Here is a 15,916-nt window from a genome sequence, read left to right as displayed (position 1 = left end):
TCCAGGTCGTCACTTGTATGATACGTTACGACTGTTGAAGGGGTGGCGCGGGGCCTCCCCCTCGACGGCGCGACGCCATGGCCCGCGCCCAGAGAAAACGCCCCCGAACCATCAGCAGACGGCGCGGTCGTCGAGCGCGAGCCGCGTGCCCCGGCACCATCCCCCGCGGCCCGCGCCCGGCCTTCCCGGACCACAGGTCACCGGTCCACGGACGCACCAGCCACCCCGGAGGCCTCCCGCGCCTCCGTCCGGGGGCTGCTAACGAGCACTCAGAGGGGGAGCAGATGAAGATCACCGGATACCGGTCCCTGCGGACCGTGCACCACTGGGGCCGCCCCGTCGGGGACGCGAACGGCTTCGTCGCAAGCGGGGTCACCGAGGTCCCGGTCGTCCTGGTCGAAACCGATGACGGTCTCACCGGCGTGGGCCTGGGGGCCCACGCCGAGGCACATCGGATCTTCCCCGCCATCGAGGGGCAGGACCCCCGGGCCGTCACCGCCCTCTACGACCGGATGCTGGCCCACACGTTCAAGTCCGGCCACGGTGGCGCCGTGTTCGGCACCATCGGCGCCTTCGACATGGCGCTGTGGGACCTCAAGGCCAAGATGGCCGGCGAACCACTGTGGCGCACACTCGGCGCCGCCGACCGCTTCGTTCCCGGATACGCCTCCGGCCTGGACATCGCCCTGGACGACGAACAACTCGTCGCGCTCTACACCGGCTGGGCCGAACGCGGCTTCACCGGAGCCAAGATCAAGGGCGGACTCGACACCGACCGCGACATCGCGCGGCTCAACGCGGTGGCGGACGTGCTGCGGGCCACCACCCGCTCCCCCGCCCTGATGCTCGATGTCAACGAGACCTGGGGCAGACACCAGGCGGTGCGGCTGCTGGCCCGCATCGAGAGCCACGTCGACCTCACCTGGATCGAGGAACCCGTCCGCCGATGGGACGTGGCAGGAAACCGGGCCGTGGGGTGGGCCGCGCGTACCGCCGTCGCCACCGGCGAGAACCTGACCGGACTGGAGCAGTTCCGGCCTCTTCTGGCCGGGGACGCCGTGCAGGTGGTGCAGACCGGCAGCGTCTGGGGCATCACCCACTTCCTCCGGGTCGCCACCCTCGCCCACGGCCAGGACCTGCCTGTCAGCCCGGTCGGCTACGAGACCAACCCCCTCGCCCACGCCGCCGCCGCGACCCCCAACCACCTGGTCACCGAAGTGCAGGACACCTCGGCCCCGGTGGGACTCACGGTGGACCAGGAGGTCGCCGACGGCGGCATCGTCCTCGGCGACTCCGTGGGGCTCGGCATCACCGTCGACGAGGCGGCGATCGCGCGGCTGGAGGAGACGGCCGGCTGGGCCCAGCCGGCCGGACCCCACGTCCGGCCGCCCGATGCCGGCCTGCGCCTCGTGCCCGGATCCGGACACGACGGCCGGCCCGCCGACGACACCGCCGCCGGGAGCACCCGGAAGGGGATAGCACCGTGACACGACCACGTGCCGTCCTCGCGATGAACCCGCCGGCACTGGCCGGCTCCCTCTTCGACGAGAACGCGTACGCCCGCCTGCGCCGGGCCGCCGACATCGACACCGGTCTCGTTCTCACCGAGCTGGAATCCGCCCGCTCACGGGAGGCCCTGGCCGGGGCGGACATCCTCGTCGCGGGCTGGAACGCACCCGTCGTCCGCGCCGCCCACCTCCCGTACGCCTCCCGGCTGCGGGCCGTGGTCTACGCGGGCGGTGTCGCCGCGACCTGCCTGGAGGACCCCGAGTCCTTCACCGCCCGCGGGGTGGTCGCCGCCAACGCCCGGGCCGCCAACTCCGTCCCGGTGGCCGAGTACACGCTCGCCATGATCCTTCTGGCCGGAAAGCGGGCACTGCCCGCCGCCAGGAAGTTCCGGCGGTCAATGAGCGTTCCGGACCATCCGGCCACGCACACCGTACCCGGCAACTACCGGCAGACCGTGGGCATCGTCGGCGCCTCCACCGTGGGCCGCGCGGTCCTCTCCCTGCTCCGTTCCTTCGATGTCGACGTGCTCCTGTACGACCCCACCCTCACCGCGGAGGAGGCCATCGGCCTCGGTGCCCGGCCGGTGGCGCTCGACGACCTCATGCGAAGCGCCCACGTGGTGTCCCTGCACCAGCCGCTGACCCCTCGCACGCGGGGACAGATCGACGCGGGCCTGCTCGCCCTCATGCGCGACGGGGCGACGCTCGTGAACACCGCCCGCGGAGCCGTCGTCGACCAGGACGCCCTGACCGCGGAGCTCCGCAGCGGCCGGATCGACGCCGTGCTCGACGTCACCGACCCGGAACCGCTCCCCGAGGACAGCGAACTGTGGTCGCTGGACAACGTCGTGCTCACCCCGCACCTGGCCGGTTCCATGGGTGGTGAGCTGCACCGCATCGGAGACGCCGTCGTCGACGAGGTGGAGCGGTTCGCGTCGGGCCTTCCGTTCGCCCACCCCGAGGACCTCGCGGCCTCCGCGCGCGCCAGGGTCCGGTGAAGCGCGTGCGTACCCGAACCGCTGCCCGGACCCCGGCTCTGACGGAACTCGGCTTCGGAGCAGCCCAGTTGGGAAACCTCGGACGGGTCACGAGCGATGAGGACGCCTCGGGCGCCGTCGACGCGGCCTGGCACAGCGGTGTCCGCTACTTCGACACGGCCCCGCACTACGGGCTGGGGCTGTCCGAACGCCGCCTCGGCGCTGCCCTCTCGCACCGTCCCCGGTCCCAGTACACCGTCTCCACCAAAGTGGGACGGCTGCTGGTGCCGAGTCCGGAGACCGCCCACCTCGGGGACGACGGCGGGTTCGTGGTGCCCGCGGCGTCCCGCCGCAGCTGGGACTTCAGCCGGGACGGGATCCTGCGCTCCCTGGAGGGCAGTCTGGACCGTCTCGGTCTGGACCACATCGACATCGTCTATCTCCACGACCCCGACGACCATTGGCAGGAGGCGTCCACGACGGGCGTCGGCGCCCTCGTCGAACTGCGTGACCAGGGGGTGGTGAAGGCGGTGGGCGCCGGAATGAACCGGACCGGAATGCTCACCGAGTTCGTCCGCCGCTGCGACGTGGACATCGTCATGGTGGCCGGCCGCCACACCCTGCTCGACCACTCCGCCGAGGACGAGCTGCTGCCGCTGGCCCTGGAGCGGGGCGTGGGCGTCGTCGCCGCGGCGGTGTACAACTCCGGGCTGCTCGCGGCCCCCCGCCCACCGTCGCACGCCACGTACGACTACCGGCCGGCCTCCCGTGAACTGCTCGGCCGGGCCGCCGCGATCGCCGACGTCTGCGAGCGGCACGGCAGCAGCCTCCCGGAGGCCGCCATCGCCCACCCCCTGCGGCACCCGGCGGTCACCTCGGTGGTCCTCGGCGCGCGGAACGCCCACCAGTCCCGTACCAACGCCGACCGGCTGGCGGCCTCGGTCCCCGACGCCCTCTGGGACGAACTCACCGCCCTGTCCCTGCTTCCCGTGAGCAGCGCGACGCTGCCAGCGGAGAAACGGACATGAACGTCACCGCCTCCACCCGGCCGGATGCCGCGCGGCTCTGTCACCCCTACGGAAGGAACGCCATGGAACACCGCAGGACCGAGCCGGACACGGCCGCACTCGCCGGCTGGCTGCACAGCTGGATCACGCAGGAGGGCGCGGTCAACGGCTTCCACAACCACAGTGTGTGGGGCACGAACCCCTTCACCTTCCTCGACTTCACCAGCGGGCACACCACGTTCGCCGGCCCGGCCGTCGGGGCCCTCGCCCAGGCCCTGGCCGAACAGCCCGACGAGCGGGGCGTCGAACTGCTGCGGCGGCTGGTGCGCTATCAGGCCACGGAGTTCCAGGACGACGGCCAGTACCGCCACATCGGCTTCCAGGTCGGTGAGTCGGCGACCACCGGGCTCATCCACAACGCCGTCGGCAGCCTCGGTGTGCTCCTCGCTCTCAAGCACGCACGTCATCTGCTGCCCGACGCCGAGGTGGAAGCCGCGCTCACGGCCGTACGCCGCAACCTCGACGCGTGCGAGATGTACGGGGGCGGCCGGGCCGGTGAGGACGGCACCTGCAACCAGGAATACGCCCGGGTGTGGGTCAAGCAGTTGTACACGGAACTGGCCGACGACAAGACGTACGCGGAGCAGATACCCGAGGACCTCGCCACCCTGGTGCGCCTGTTCCACCACCGCGGCGTGCCCGACGCGGACAGCTCCGGCACGTTCCGCACCGTGCGGGACCGTGCCGAGGGCGGCATCCTGGAGCCGGCCGAGTACTACGGCCTCATGATCGTCCCCCTGGTGCTCGGCTACCGCGCCCAGGGCGATCCGGAGCTGCTGGCCGAGGCGAGGCGGCTGTGCCGGCACGTGGCCCGCTCGGCGTGGACCGACGAGACCGGCGCCGTCCGTTACCACCGCTACTGGTACGTCCAGGGCGACCGCGCCCTCAAGACCGACACTCCCATGCTGATCGCGGGCATGGGCCTGACGCTCTACGGCATCCACGAGGTGCTGGCCGAGGGCCCCGACGCCGAGCTGGAGGCGTTCACCGAGGCATGCCTGGCCACCTACGCGGGCTACCAGACGCCCGGTGGCTACTTCGCCTCCGCCAGCGGATGGCACAACGAGGCCGACATCGCGCCCAGCACGGCCTGGCACGCCCATGACCTGCTGTTCCTGATGGCGCGGCTGGGACCGGGCGACGGCTTCTGGGACAAGGTGCTGGCCCCCAGGGACCGGCAGTCGGTACTGATCAGCGACCGCGCCTTCTGGGCCGAGTCCGGCGTCCACTGGTGCGTGCGCTCACCGCTGACCGCCGGAGACCTGCACATCTACGGCCGCAAGGACAAGGACACCTTCACCCGGGAGTTCTTCGCCTGGACCGACCGCGAGCCACTGCCCGAGGACCTGCGGTATCCGGAGTCGCTGGAGTTCTTCGTCGCCAACGACGGCATCTACCGCGTCGACGGCGACGAGGCACCCACCGACATCACGGCCGTCGGCCCCCTGCCCTACCGGGGGCGGCTGTGACAACGGAGCGCACCCCGTCTCCGCACCCCCCGCAGTCCAGCGAACGTTGATCACCAGTTTTCCCTACCGAGGAGAAGAGAGTCGACAATGATGTCTGCCAACCGAGGGAGCAGGGCGCGCGGAGCCGCCCTTGCCGCCGTGGTTCCGCTGCTGCTCCTCGCGGCCTGCTCGTCGGGGACCGGTACGTCCGGCGGCAAGGACGGCGAGATCCGGATGATGGTCAACCTGACCGACAACCTCGACCGGGGCTACTGGGAGAAGCTGGTCAAGCCGTTCGAGGACAAGACCGGTCTGAAGGTGAAGATCGAGGGCCCGACCGGCAAGTCCGTCGCCGAGTCCTTCCCCCAGCAACTGGCCGCGGGGACCGCCCCCGATGTCATCCAGTCCATCTTCCCGGACGACGACACGGCCCCCGAGCTGGTCGACCTCAGCGGTGAGGCCTGGGCCAAGGGGACCCCGATGTTCGACGCGTACGCCATCGGCGACACGCACTTCGCGGTCGGCGTCGGCACCCAGACGCAGTCGCTCGTCTATTACAACAAGGCCGCGTTCAAGAAGGCCGGCATCACCGCGACTCCGACCACCTGGAAGGAGATGACCGCTGATCTGGGCAAGCTCAAGAAGGCCGGCTACACGCCGATGCAGACCGCGGGCGACTACCAGACCGGCCTCCAGCTCCAGCAGATCTACCACCCGACTCTCAACGAGCTCCACCCGAAGTGGCAGAGCGCCGTCACGGACAAGAAGCTCACCGTCGGTGACGCGTACAAGCCCGCCTTCCAGATGTACGCGGACTGGATCGACGCCGGGTACATAGCCAAGAGCGACGCCGGGCTCAACCCGTCGCAGGCGGACGGCAACTTCATCGCGGGCAAGGCAGGTCTCTACACCAACGGCAGCTGGTTCGCCGCCACGCTGGCCAAGGCCGGGAAGCTGCCCTTCGAGGTGGGCGTGTTCTCCCCGCCTGTCGCCGACGGCAAGAGCTATCCCGGGCCGCAGGGCGCCACCATGGCCAACCCGTACATGGTGCACAAGGGCGCGTCGGACGAGGCCGGCGCGAAGCAACTGGTGGAGTTCCTCGTGACCGATCCGGCGGCCGTCAAGGCGCAGCTCGGCTCCGACGGAGTGTTCCGCCAGGACTCCGACGTCAAGCAGACCGGTACCGACGCCCTGATCCAGGGCATTCTCGACGACGCCCCCGCGCTCGTCGCCGTGGGCGAGGGCCAGGGCAACGTCCGGCTGCCCGTCACGGGCTTCAACCCCAAGTTCACCGAGGTCGCGCAGAGCCTCTACACCGGGGCCGGCCCGGCCGACGCGGCGGAGGCCATCAACCAGTGGACCGACGAGAACCGCTGACCATGCCACGCACACTCCCCCCGAAGCCGCGGCGATGGCGCGCCGCGGGCGTCAGTATCAGCATGGTCGTCCCCGCGGTGCTGATCTACGCCGCTCTCCTGGTCGTACCGGTGATCTACGCGATCTACTACAGCTTCACCGAGTACAACGGATTCCCCACCCGCGTCCCCGAGTTCATCGGACTGGACAACTACCGCACCGTCTTCGGCTCCGACGACATGACGGGCACCATGGCGGTCACCGCCGTGGTGGCCGTGGTGGGCGCGGTCGCCGTGAACGCAGCGGCGCTCGGCCTCGCGCTGCTGCTGAAGCGAACCAACCGGTTCAACACCTTCGGCAGGGTGGTCATGTTCTACCCGCATGTCCTGAGCGCGCTGATCGTCGGCTTCCTGTGGCAGGCGATCCTCGGGCCGCAGGGTGTCGTCAACACCATGCTGGAGAAGGTGGGAACCGACAGCCTGCCCTTCCTCAGCGACCCCGACTGGGCCCTGTGGTCGATGATCCTCGTCATCGTGTGGTCCCTGTTCGGTGTCCAGCTGATCCTCTATCTGGCGGGGCTCCAGGCGGTGCCGGAGGATCTGCTGGAGGCGGCGAAGCTCGACGGGGCCGGCCGGTGGCACACCTTCCGTGCCGTCACCTGGCCGTCGCTGGCCTCCACGGTGACGGTCGCCGTCATCACCTCGGGCATCTCTCTGCTGAAGACGTACGACGTCGTCGTGTCGCTGACCGGGGGCGGTCCCGCGGGATCGACCAAGACCCTCGCCTACTCGATCCTCGCGGTCTCGTTCCCCCAGCGGAACATCGGCGTGGCATCGGCCCAGGCCGTGCTGCTGATCCTCGCAGCCGCCGTCCTGTCCCTCACGGTCCTCTTCCTGCGCAGGCGCGCCGAGAACGACGCGGAGTCCATCGGATGAAGAAGACACCCACTCCGGCCGCCGCCCTGCGCGTCGTATTCGTCACCCTGGCATCCATCTGCATGCTCGTGCCGATGTACCTCCTGTTGGTCAACGCCTTCAAGAGTCAGCGGGAGATCCTCAGCAACCCGTTCACCCTGGACCTCGGCACCGCGACGTTCCAGCACCTCGCGGACGCGTGGAACAACCCCGACTTCAGCATTCTCAAGGGCTACGGCACCACGCTCGCGCTGGTGCTCTGCGTGAACGCGCTGGCCATGGTGGTGTGCGCCCCCGCGGCCTACGTACTGGCCCGCACACCGAAGCTGATCTCCCGGATGCTGCTGTTCTTCTTCATCGCGGGGATGTTCATCCCGACCCAGGTGATCCTGGTGCCGGTCATCTTCGTGCTCCGTGCCGTGGGACTGATGGGCACGATGCCCGGCCTCATCCTCTTCATGGCGGCCACCACCATCCCGTTCACGCTGTTCGTCTTCTTCGGCTACATCCGGGTGCTGCCCCGGTCGCTGGACGAGGCCGCGGCCATCGACGGGGCCGGCAAGTACTACACGCTGTGGCGGATCATCGTGCCGCTGATGCGGCCGATCATCGCCACGGTGTTCATCCTGAACTCGCTGAGCGTGTGGAACGACTTCGCCAGTCCGCAGATGATCCTCGGCCCAGGCAGTGACGTCTACACCGTCACCACCGGTGTGTACGCCGCCGTCGGCCAGTACTCGACGGACTACACCAAGGTGTTCCCGACGCTGCTGCTCGCCGTGATCCCCATTCTGGTGATCTTCGTCGTGATGCAACGTCATGTCATGAGCGGCCTCGCGGCAGGAGCCGTGAAGGGCTGATCCCCGATGGCGGGGCCGGCCGGACATCACCCCCCGGCCGGCCCGCCCGTCCCGCTCTCCCCCGAACCCGACCGGCCCGGCCCTTGCGCCCGGCCGGCACAGGCCGTTCGCGGGCCGATCCGGTCCGCGCCACGAAGGAGCCCCGCCATGCCCGAGTCCCGCACCCCGCGCCGTGTCGCGTCCGTGATCCGGCTGCGTCCTGAACAGGAGGAGAGGTACCGGGAGTTGCACCGGTCGGTCCCTCAACCGGTCCTGGACACGCTCTCCCGCGCCCACATCACCTCGTACTCCATCTTCCTGCGCGACCACACGCTGTTCGCCTATTACGAGTACACCGGCGACGACTACGAAGCCGACATGGCGGCCGTCGCCGCCGACCCGGAGACCCAACGCTGGTGGACGCTCACCGATCCCTGCCAGTTGCCGCTCGGCTCGGCGGAGCCCGGGGAGCGCTGGGTGGATGCGGAGGAGGTCTTCCATCTGGACTGACGGATCGGCTCCCGCCGCCGCGCCCCCTCCCGACCGCTCTCCAGGGCCCTCGGTTGCGTCGTGACGCTTGTGCGGGGACAACGGGCGTCATAGTCTCCACATGTCATACATGTTCTGTTTGCCTGCGGCGCTGACCCGGGCGGCACATGGGCTGTCGGACGCCCTCTCAGGCGTCCTCTCACGGACGCCGGGACGCCTCGACACGAACCGGCTGTCGCGCCCGGGCCGGAGTCGCTGAATCAACGAAAGGCTCCTCCATGGCGAGAATCGGGAGACGACCGAGGCGGTCGCTGCTGGCCGCCGTCGCCCTGGCGCTGGTGACAGGCGCCGGCGTGCCGTCGGCCGGCGCCGCGTCGGCCGCGCCGTCCGGGCATACGGCCTCCTCCGCCGCCCTCACGGTCTACGTGTCGGCCTCGGACGGCGACGACCGGAACAGCGGGAGCCGCGACGCCCCGCTGCGGACGATCACCGCGGCACGGGACGCCCTGGCAGGACGTACCTCGCCCGGGGCACGGGGCACGGTGTACATCCGGGGCGGCACATACGTCCTCGACGACACGGTCCGGCTCAGCGGCAAGGAGAACTCGTGGGTGACGTACGCCGCGTACCGCGATGAGAAGGTCACGCTGACCGGGTCGCACGAACTTCCGGCGGACGGGTGGCAAAGGCTCACCGACCTCTCGGACGACACGCTCGCCGAGCCCCGGTACTCCTCCAACACCCGGCTGAACACCCCGGAACTGCGGGACGGGGTCTGGGTGTTCGACCTCGGCGCGCACGGCATCGACCCGGGCACGCTCTACAAGAACGGCTTCAACTGGGTCCAGCAGCCCTTCGCCCCGGAACTCGTCGTCGACGGCGGCACCCAGACCCTGGCCGAGTACCCGAACGGCAACACGTGCGCCACCACGGAGACCGCCTGCCATCTGTGGGGCACGGGAGCCAAGTGGAAGGCCGACGGTCCCCGGGACCTGATGAACGTGGACCTGGACGCCCGCTTCGGGCCGGAGAGCGACTGGAACGGCTCCGGCACCACGCCCCGCGCCCAGTTCGAGGACAAGAAGCAGACCCTTTCCGACCCCGGGCAGCGGGACACCTGGAGCCCGGAGGAGATGCGGCGCATGACCCCGTCCGTCTTCACCGTCGGCGGCCGCGCCGCCAGTGGCGACCGCTACCGGAACTGGGCACCCGAGGCGGTGCCCACGGTGGATGACGCGGGCACCCGCGGATTCGGCGCGTACTCCGACGTACCGGTCCAGCTGGATCCGCGCTGGATCGAGGACATCGACAACACCAGGTCCGAGACGGAGGGGTGGCTCTCGGGCTACCTCGGCAACAACTACGCCAACGACATGCTGCGCATCCTGTCGTGGAGCGGCGACAAGCTGTACACGAAGTACCCCTCCATGTACATCCCGCAGGACTCCTGGACCAAGGTCAAGGTGCTCAACGTCCTCTCCGAGATGGACACGGCCGGCGAGTACTACATCGACCGCTACCACGACAACGACGTCCTCTACTACCGGCCCCAGAACGGCACGATCGAGGGCAGGACCACCACGCTGCAGACGTTCGACAAGAACTTCATGCTGCTCGACGGCACCCGGGGCGTGACGGTCCGGGGTCTGGCGATGACGGGGTCGCTGGTCAGCGGTGTGCAACTGCTGGACGCCGTCGGGACCCTCATCGACGGGGTCGACATCTCCAATGTGAGCATGGACGCGATCCGGATCGGGCGCACGACGGACACGATCACCAGCATGCCGGACTACGAGACCCTGCAAGGCGGGCACGACAACGTCGTGCGGAACTCCTACCTCCACGATCTCGGCGGCGGAGGCGTACTGCTCGGCGGCGGCGACCGCGCCACCCTCGCACGCGGGAACAACGTCGCCCGCCACAACGAGATCACCCGCTTCTCCAAACTCGCCACGTACACCCCGGCCGGTTACATGTACGGCGTGGGGAACACGTTCGAGTACAACTACGTCCACGACGCACCGCACATGGCCGTGCAGATCATGGGCAACGACATGCGCGTCAACCACAACCACTTCTACGACGTGGTGAAGAACGCGGGCGACATGGGAGTCGTCTACGCCGGGCGGGACTTCACCTACCTCGGCAACGAGATCGCCTACAACCACTTCGAGAAGATCGGAGGTTCCAACGACGCCCTGTACATGGACGACGGCGCGACCGGAGTCCGCTTCCACCACAATGTCGTGAGCGACTCCAGGTCCGGGGTCAACTTCAACTCCGGGCACAGCAACACCGCGAACGACAACGTGTTCATCGGGGTGGACCACCTGGGCCACGGCGGCATCTATCACAAGAACGGCGAGACGCGCCTTCCGCTGGCCAACAGCTGGGTGCTGGAAAGCCGTTACAACACGTTCCTCGACGTCCGCGAGGACGAGAAGTACACCGCGACCCCCCGGACCGTCGCGGCCTGGCACGCGCACTACACGAGCGGGAAGCAGAAGTACTCGGACGGGAAGCCGATCACGTACCCGGAGATCACCGACTGGTACGTGCCGCGCGTGACCGCGACGGGCGAGGAGTGCACGGCCGCCGTCTACACCACGTCCGGAACCGACGGTTGCAGCCGCGCGACCGTGTGGGAGGACCCCGGCTCCGTCTGGGTCCCGTCGCGGGTCGAGATCGACCACGCGGTGATCGTCGGCTGCTGCGGCTTCATCGAGACCAACGCCGACTTCGCCGAACCGGCCTCGCAGTACAACCTGTCGCGGTGGAGCGACCGGGTCAACACCAACAGCGTCCTGGCGGTCTCGGTGGCGGAGACCGGTCTCGACCTCGGCACGCTGAAGTTCTCGGCCTCCGGCTCGGTGGCGCGGTCGTACGGGGCCGCATGGGTCCGGGAGTGGAACCGCGGCGTCACGGCCCAGGGCATCGGCCGCCCGGCGAACCGCGTCACGGACGCCGTCCGCCCGTAGCCGCCGGGTGACACCGTCACCCCGCGCCGGGGCATCCCCCACACACGGATGCCCCGGCGTACGTCACGCGCCGGAGGTGTCGAGCGGTCGCCGGCGTTCCCACGAGGACGTGATGTGGTCCCGCATCGCGTCTGCCGCCTCGTCGGCGTCCTGGGAGAGCAGCGCGGCCGCGATCCGTGCGTGCGCCTCGTGCGTCAGCTCGATGTGCTCGCGCGTGGGATCGCCGCTGTACTGGGGGTAGCGCACGGCCTTGCCCTGGATGCTCGACACGATGGCCCGCCCGAACGCGTCCCGCGACGCGCGGTGGATGATCTCGTGGAACTCGATGTCGGCGCGGGAGTAGGCCTCCGGGTCATCCCGCAGGGCGGCGAGTTCATCGAGTTTGGCCGAGAGCACCGCGGCCTGTGTGTCGTCCATGAGGCGGGCGGCGCGGGCGGACATGGCGCACTCGAGGGTCGTCCGGATCTCGATCAGGTTGTCGAGGAAGACCAGCCGGTCCTTCCGCTGGAAGAGCGCGTCGAGGATCAGGGGGTCGAGCAGACTCCACTGCTCCTGGTCGAGCACGACCGTCCCCCAGCCCTGGCGGGTCGCGACGAGGCCCTTCTCGGAGAGGGCCATCGTCGCCTCACGGATGACGGTGCGGCTCACCTCGTACTGATCGCACAGGACGCCCGCCGAGGGAAGTGCCGTTCCGGGCGGGTACTCGCCGAGCACGATGGCCGTCGCCAGGCTCTGCACGACGGCGGCGGCGAGGGGAGGCCGACGCCGTTGACGGGGGGACACGGCAACGGCGTCCGCGGATGGGTTACTCATCTGGTCAGCGACTCCCAATGTGTGCAGGTGTGCCCGGTCCCCACTGTCCGAGGGTTCAAGGCTAGCGGAACATGCTAAAGTCATCACTCGTATCATAAGTGATGACCGCGGTTCGCGAACACGCCACCACTCCGAGGGCGAGGGCGCGCCCGGGGCCGGATCAGCCGCCCACCCAAGGCACTTCGGGCATGCCTGGTCAGGACTCCGGGGCCTGGACTCGCCCGTCACCACCGTGCGACACGCTTCGAACGAAGGCGGGGTGCGACGCATGTCACTGGGGTCCGGTCGACGGGAACGGCCGGCCGAGGAGCGAACGAAGCCTGACCACCGGGAGGCTCGGAGCGCTTCGCTCCAGGGTACTCCCCACCCCCTAAGTCGCGCTTGAGGACGGGGAGTTGAGGAAACTCGGCAGCACCGACCGGGCGCGGTCCCACCGGCAGCGCCGAGCGGAATCACCCCGGCCACAGGGACGACCGACACCGTACGGAGGCAATCCGAAGTGAGTCAGCGCAACGCCCTGGTGGTACGCGGCGGCTGGGAAGGGCACGACCCGGTCGGCTGCACCCGGCTGTTCATCCCCCGCCTCGAGCGTGCGGGGTTCGACGTGACCGTCGCCGACGACCTGGCGGTGTACGAGGACGCGGCCCTGCTCGCCGCCACCGACCTCGTCGTCCACTCATGGTCCGGAGGCGAACTGACGCCCCTTCAGGAGAACACACTCGTCTCGGCCGTGGAGGCGGGAACGGGATTCGCCGGCTGGCACGGCGGCGTCATCGGGACGAATGTCGCCGCCGCCCGCTATCTGCGCATGGTGGGGGGACGGTTCCTGTGGCACCCGGAGGGGTTCCAGGACTTCACCGTCCGCATCACCGCCCTGCCGGAGCGGGACGGTGGGATCACCCGGGGCATCGAGGACTTCGACGTCCACACCGAGCACTACTGGGTGCTGACGGACACTCTGAACACGGTGCTGGCCACCTCGGTCCTCGCCCCCGACGGCGGCCAGTGGGACGAGCCGGTCGAGTTCCCCGTCGTGTGGACGCGCCGCTGGGGAGCCGGACGGGTCTTCGTCTGCACCCTCGGCCACCGCGTCGCCGACCTGGAGGTGCCGCAGACCGCGGCCATGGTCGAACGGGGCCTGCTCTGGGCAGCACGCTGAGCACCCGGCGGCGACCGCTCGCCGGCCGCGCCCGGACCTCAGAGGGAGCCGCCGCGGCCCGGGTCGCGCCCGCGCGTCATGAGCTCGCGCGGGCGACGACCCGGTAGCCCACGTCGCGGTGCGGCGCGCCGACCGGCGTGCCGCGCATCCGTTCCAGCAGCAACTCGGCCCCCAGCTCGCCGATGAGGGTGCCGGGCACCGCCACCGTGGTGAGCGAGGGGACGAGATGCCGTGCCAGCTCGAAGTCGCCGAACCCGGCCAGGGCCAGCGTGCCGGGGACGTCGATCCCCCGGCGCACGCACGCCTGCAGGGCGCCGGCGGCGAAGACGTCGCTGGAGAACATCACGGCGTCGGAGTCCGGGTACCGTTCCAGCGCAAGGTCCAGGAGCGTGACGCCGGTGTCCATGGTGACCGGTTCCGGTCCCGCGTCCACCGTGCGCGGAGGACTCCCCAGCAGCTCACGGACCGCGGTCGCGTAGCCGTCGAGCCGCTCGGCGGCCCGGGGATCGCCGGAGGTGTGCCGCCCGGCGAACGTGATCCTGCGCCGGCCCCGCTCGACGAGGTGCCCGACCATCGCGGCGGCCGCCGCCGCGTTGGAGAACCCGACCAGCAGGTCCACCGGATTGTCCGACCAGCCCCAGGTCTCCACGACGGGTACGCCTGCGGCGGCCAGCAGGGCACGGGTTCCGGGGGTGTGGTCGGTTCCCACCATGAGCAGTCCGTCCGGCCGCCGGCCGAGGAAGCTGCGCAGCACCTCCTCCTCGTGCTCCGGTCGGTAGTCGGTCGTGCCGACGAAGATCTGGTAGCCGTGCGCCGCCAGGGCGGTCGAGAAGGCGTGAACGGTGTCCGCGAAGACCGACGCGTTGATCTGCGGGACCAGGACGCCGACCGTGCGGCTGCGGTTCGATGCCAGGTTGCTGGCGGCGAGGTTGGGCACGTAGCCGGTCGCCGCGATGGCCGCTTCGACGTTGGCCCGGGTCTCGTCCGGCACCGACCGGGGGTCGCGCACGACCCGTGAGACCGTCTGGGCCGACACCCCGGCCGCCGCCGCCACATCCGTCAGGGTCACCGAACGGGTGGCGGAACGCTTGCGTGGGCGGCGGGGTGGCTGGGTCACATCCGAGACGATATCCATTGCACCCGCCTCCGTGCCGTCCGCCCGGCCGGGCCGGGCGGACGCCGCGCCACGCGTCACAGCGCTCCGCGGGCGGACAGGGATCGCATCAGGTCGGCGATCCCGAAGTTCCACGGCTCGCAGGCGTCGCTCGGCCTGATCCGGCTGACGAGTGAACCGAGCCGGGGCGTGGCGATGGTGACCATGTCTCCGTCGTGATGGGTGAAGCCCTGGCCCGGAGTGTCACGGTCCTCGACGGGGGCGAACATCGTGCCCAGGTAGAGCACCGCACCGTCGGGGTACTGGTGGTTCGGACCGATCAGCTGACCGACGAGGTCCAGTGGATCACGGCTGATGGCGGCCATGGAGGACACCGCGTCGAGCCGGTAGCCCTCCTCGCCCTCGACGGTCAGGGTCACCGCCGCCTTCCGCACGTCGTCGATCCCGAAGGTTCCGTCGAAGAGCCGCACGAACGGCCCGAGGGCGGCGGAGGCGTTGTTGTCCTTGGCCTTCGACAGCAGGAGAGCCGAACGGCCTTCCACATCGCGGAGGTTGACGTCGTTCCCGAGCGTCGCGCCCACCACCTTCCCGGCGGAGGAGACGACCATCACCATCTCCGGTTCGGGGTTGTTCCACCGCGAGGAGGAAAGGACCCCGGCATCGGTCGCGGTGCCGACCGCGGCCAGCACGGGGGCCTTGGTGAAGATCTCGGCGTCGGGCCCGATGCCCACCTCCAGGTACTGGCTCCACATCCCCCGGGCGACCAGGAGTTCCTTGAGCGCGGCGGCCTCGTCGGAGCCGGGCCGCAGGGATGCCAGGTCGTCCCCGACGAGTCCGCGGATCCGCTCGCGCACCTCGGCGGCGCCGGAGGCGTCGCCCCGTACCCGTTCCTCGATCACCCGTTCCAGCATGGACACCACGAAGGTCACGCCGGCGGCCTTGACCGCCTGGAGGTCCACGGGGGCGAGCAGCCATGGGCGTGCGGGATCACGTTTCTCTGGAGGGGTGTTGGCCAGCAGTTCGTCGAGGCCGGCGAGGCGCCTGCCTTCGGCCGTGCGCAACCGCGCCGCCGGGTCGGGCGTTTCACACAGGTCGCGGACGGTCGGGAAGGCCCCCGTCACGTCGTGCACACCGCTCTCGCGGACGGCGACGACGCAGGGGCCGATGCCGGGCCGCCAGACCCGGCCGACGAGGGCCCCTTCCGTGCCGTCGTCGGGCAGGGTGGTGGCGGCGTCGGGCCACTGAGTCATGTTC

The 15,916-nt window shown here is 70.0% G+C and carries 13 protein-coding genes; 10 read left to right on the top strand and 3 right to left on the bottom strand.

From position 1 onward, the window contains the following. Window positions 1-284 precede the first annotated feature (284 nt). The 9 genes from ACGFZA_RS39225 to ACGFZA_RS39185 all read left to right on the top strand — a co-directional run bounded on the left by ACGFZA_RS39225 (window position 285) and on the right by ACGFZA_RS39185 (window position 11,576). Window positions 285-1,487 carry a mandelate racemase/muconate lactonizing enzyme family protein gene (locus ACGFZA_RS39225; RefSeq protein ID WP_393685565.1) on the top strand — a complete coding sequence of 401 codons (1,203 nt, stop codon included), beginning with the start codon at window positions 285-287 and terminating at the stop codon, window positions 1,485-1,487. Continuing rightward, window positions 1,484-2,506, top strand: a complete 1,023-nt coding sequence (locus ACGFZA_RS39220) for a hydroxyacid dehydrogenase (RefSeq protein WP_393685563.1) — start codon at window positions 1,484-1,486, stop codon at window positions 2,504-2,506. Before ACGFZA_RS39225 ends, ACGFZA_RS39220 begins: the two co-directional genes overlap by 4 nt. Window positions 2,507-2,511: 5 nt before the next feature. After that, window positions 2,512-3,513, top strand: a complete 1,002-nt coding sequence (locus ACGFZA_RS39215; RefSeq protein ID WP_393685561.1) for an aldo/keto reductase — start codon at window positions 2,512-2,514, stop codon at window positions 3,511-3,513. Next, the gene (locus ACGFZA_RS39210; protein WP_385278271.1) at window positions 3,510-5,021 is read left to right on the top strand and encodes a hypothetical protein; all 1,512 of its coding nucleotides are present in this window, start codon (window positions 3,510-3,512) and stop codon (window positions 5,019-5,021) included. Before ACGFZA_RS39215 ends, ACGFZA_RS39210 begins: the two co-directional genes overlap by 4 nt. A gap of 87 nt (window positions 5,022-5,108) precedes the next feature. Then, window positions 5,109-6,377 (top strand): ABC transporter substrate-binding protein, encoded by a 1,269-nt coding sequence (locus tag ACGFZA_RS39205; RefSeq protein ID WP_393685558.1) that lies wholly within the window; start codon window positions 5,109-5,111, stop codon window positions 6,375-6,377. A gap of 2 nt (window positions 6,378-6,379) precedes the next feature. Beyond that, window positions 6,380-7,291, top strand: coding sequence for a carbohydrate ABC transporter permease (locus ACGFZA_RS39200; protein WP_393685556.1), 912 nt, complete (start codon window positions 6,380-6,382; stop codon window positions 7,289-7,291). Next, window positions 7,288-8,130, top strand: coding sequence for a carbohydrate ABC transporter permease (locus ACGFZA_RS39195; RefSeq protein ID WP_393685554.1), 843 nt, complete (start codon window positions 7,288-7,290; stop codon window positions 8,128-8,130). The genes ACGFZA_RS39200 and ACGFZA_RS39195 overlap by 4 nt, the downstream gene beginning before the upstream one ends. 147 nt (window positions 8,131-8,277) lie before the next feature. Continuing rightward, window positions 8,278-8,619 carry an L-rhamnose mutarotase gene (locus ACGFZA_RS39190; protein ID WP_393685552.1) on the top strand — a complete coding sequence of 114 codons (342 nt, stop codon included), beginning with the start codon at window positions 8,278-8,280 and terminating at the stop codon, window positions 8,617-8,619. A gap of 257 nt (window positions 8,620-8,876) precedes the next feature. After that, window positions 8,877-11,576 carry a right-handed parallel beta-helix repeat-containing protein gene (locus ACGFZA_RS39185; protein WP_393685550.1) on the top strand — a complete coding sequence of 900 codons (2,700 nt, stop codon included), beginning with the start codon at window positions 8,877-8,879 and terminating at the stop codon, window positions 11,574-11,576. Window positions 11,577-11,639: 63 nt separating this feature from the next. Here ACGFZA_RS39185 and ACGFZA_RS39180 read toward each other — a convergent pair whose 3' ends face one another. Then, a complete protein-coding gene (locus ACGFZA_RS39180) occupies window positions 11,640-12,389 on the bottom strand; it encodes a FadR/GntR family transcriptional regulator (protein WP_393685548.1) in 750 nt (249 codons plus the stop codon). Window positions 12,390-12,888: 499 nt separating this feature from the next. Here ACGFZA_RS39180 and ACGFZA_RS39175 point away from each other — a divergent pair, with 499 nt between their 5' ends. Further along, window positions 12,889-13,548 carry a ThuA domain-containing protein gene (locus ACGFZA_RS39175; protein WP_393685546.1) on the top strand — a complete coding sequence of 220 codons (660 nt, stop codon included), beginning with the start codon at window positions 12,889-12,891 and terminating at the stop codon, window positions 13,546-13,548. 76 nt (window positions 13,549-13,624) lie between these two features. Here the strand turns inward: ACGFZA_RS39175 and ACGFZA_RS39170 are convergent, their stop codons facing one another. Together ACGFZA_RS39170 and ACGFZA_RS39165 are read right to left on the bottom strand one after the other, a co-directional pair. After that, window positions 13,625-14,665, bottom strand: a complete 1,041-nt coding sequence (locus tag ACGFZA_RS39170) for a LacI family DNA-binding transcriptional regulator (protein WP_393685544.1) — start codon at window positions 14,663-14,665, stop codon at window positions 13,625-13,627. A gap of 74 nt (window positions 14,666-14,739) precedes the next feature. Continuing rightward, window positions 14,740-15,912: a fumarylacetoacetate hydrolase family protein gene (locus tag ACGFZA_RS39165; protein ID WP_393685542.1), complete on the bottom strand. Its 1,173-nt coding sequence runs from the start codon at window positions 15,910-15,912 to the stop codon at window positions 14,740-14,742. Window positions 15,913-15,916 lie beyond the last annotated feature (4 nt).

It is taken from the genome of Streptomyces sp. NPDC048211, assembly GCF_043202315.1.
In the GTDB taxonomy this organism is placed as follows: domain Bacteria; phylum Actinomycetota; class Actinomycetes; order Streptomycetales; family Streptomycetaceae; genus Streptomyces.
Note: the sequence above shows the minus strand (reverse complement) of the source record. Positions and strands in the feature narration are given on the sequence as shown.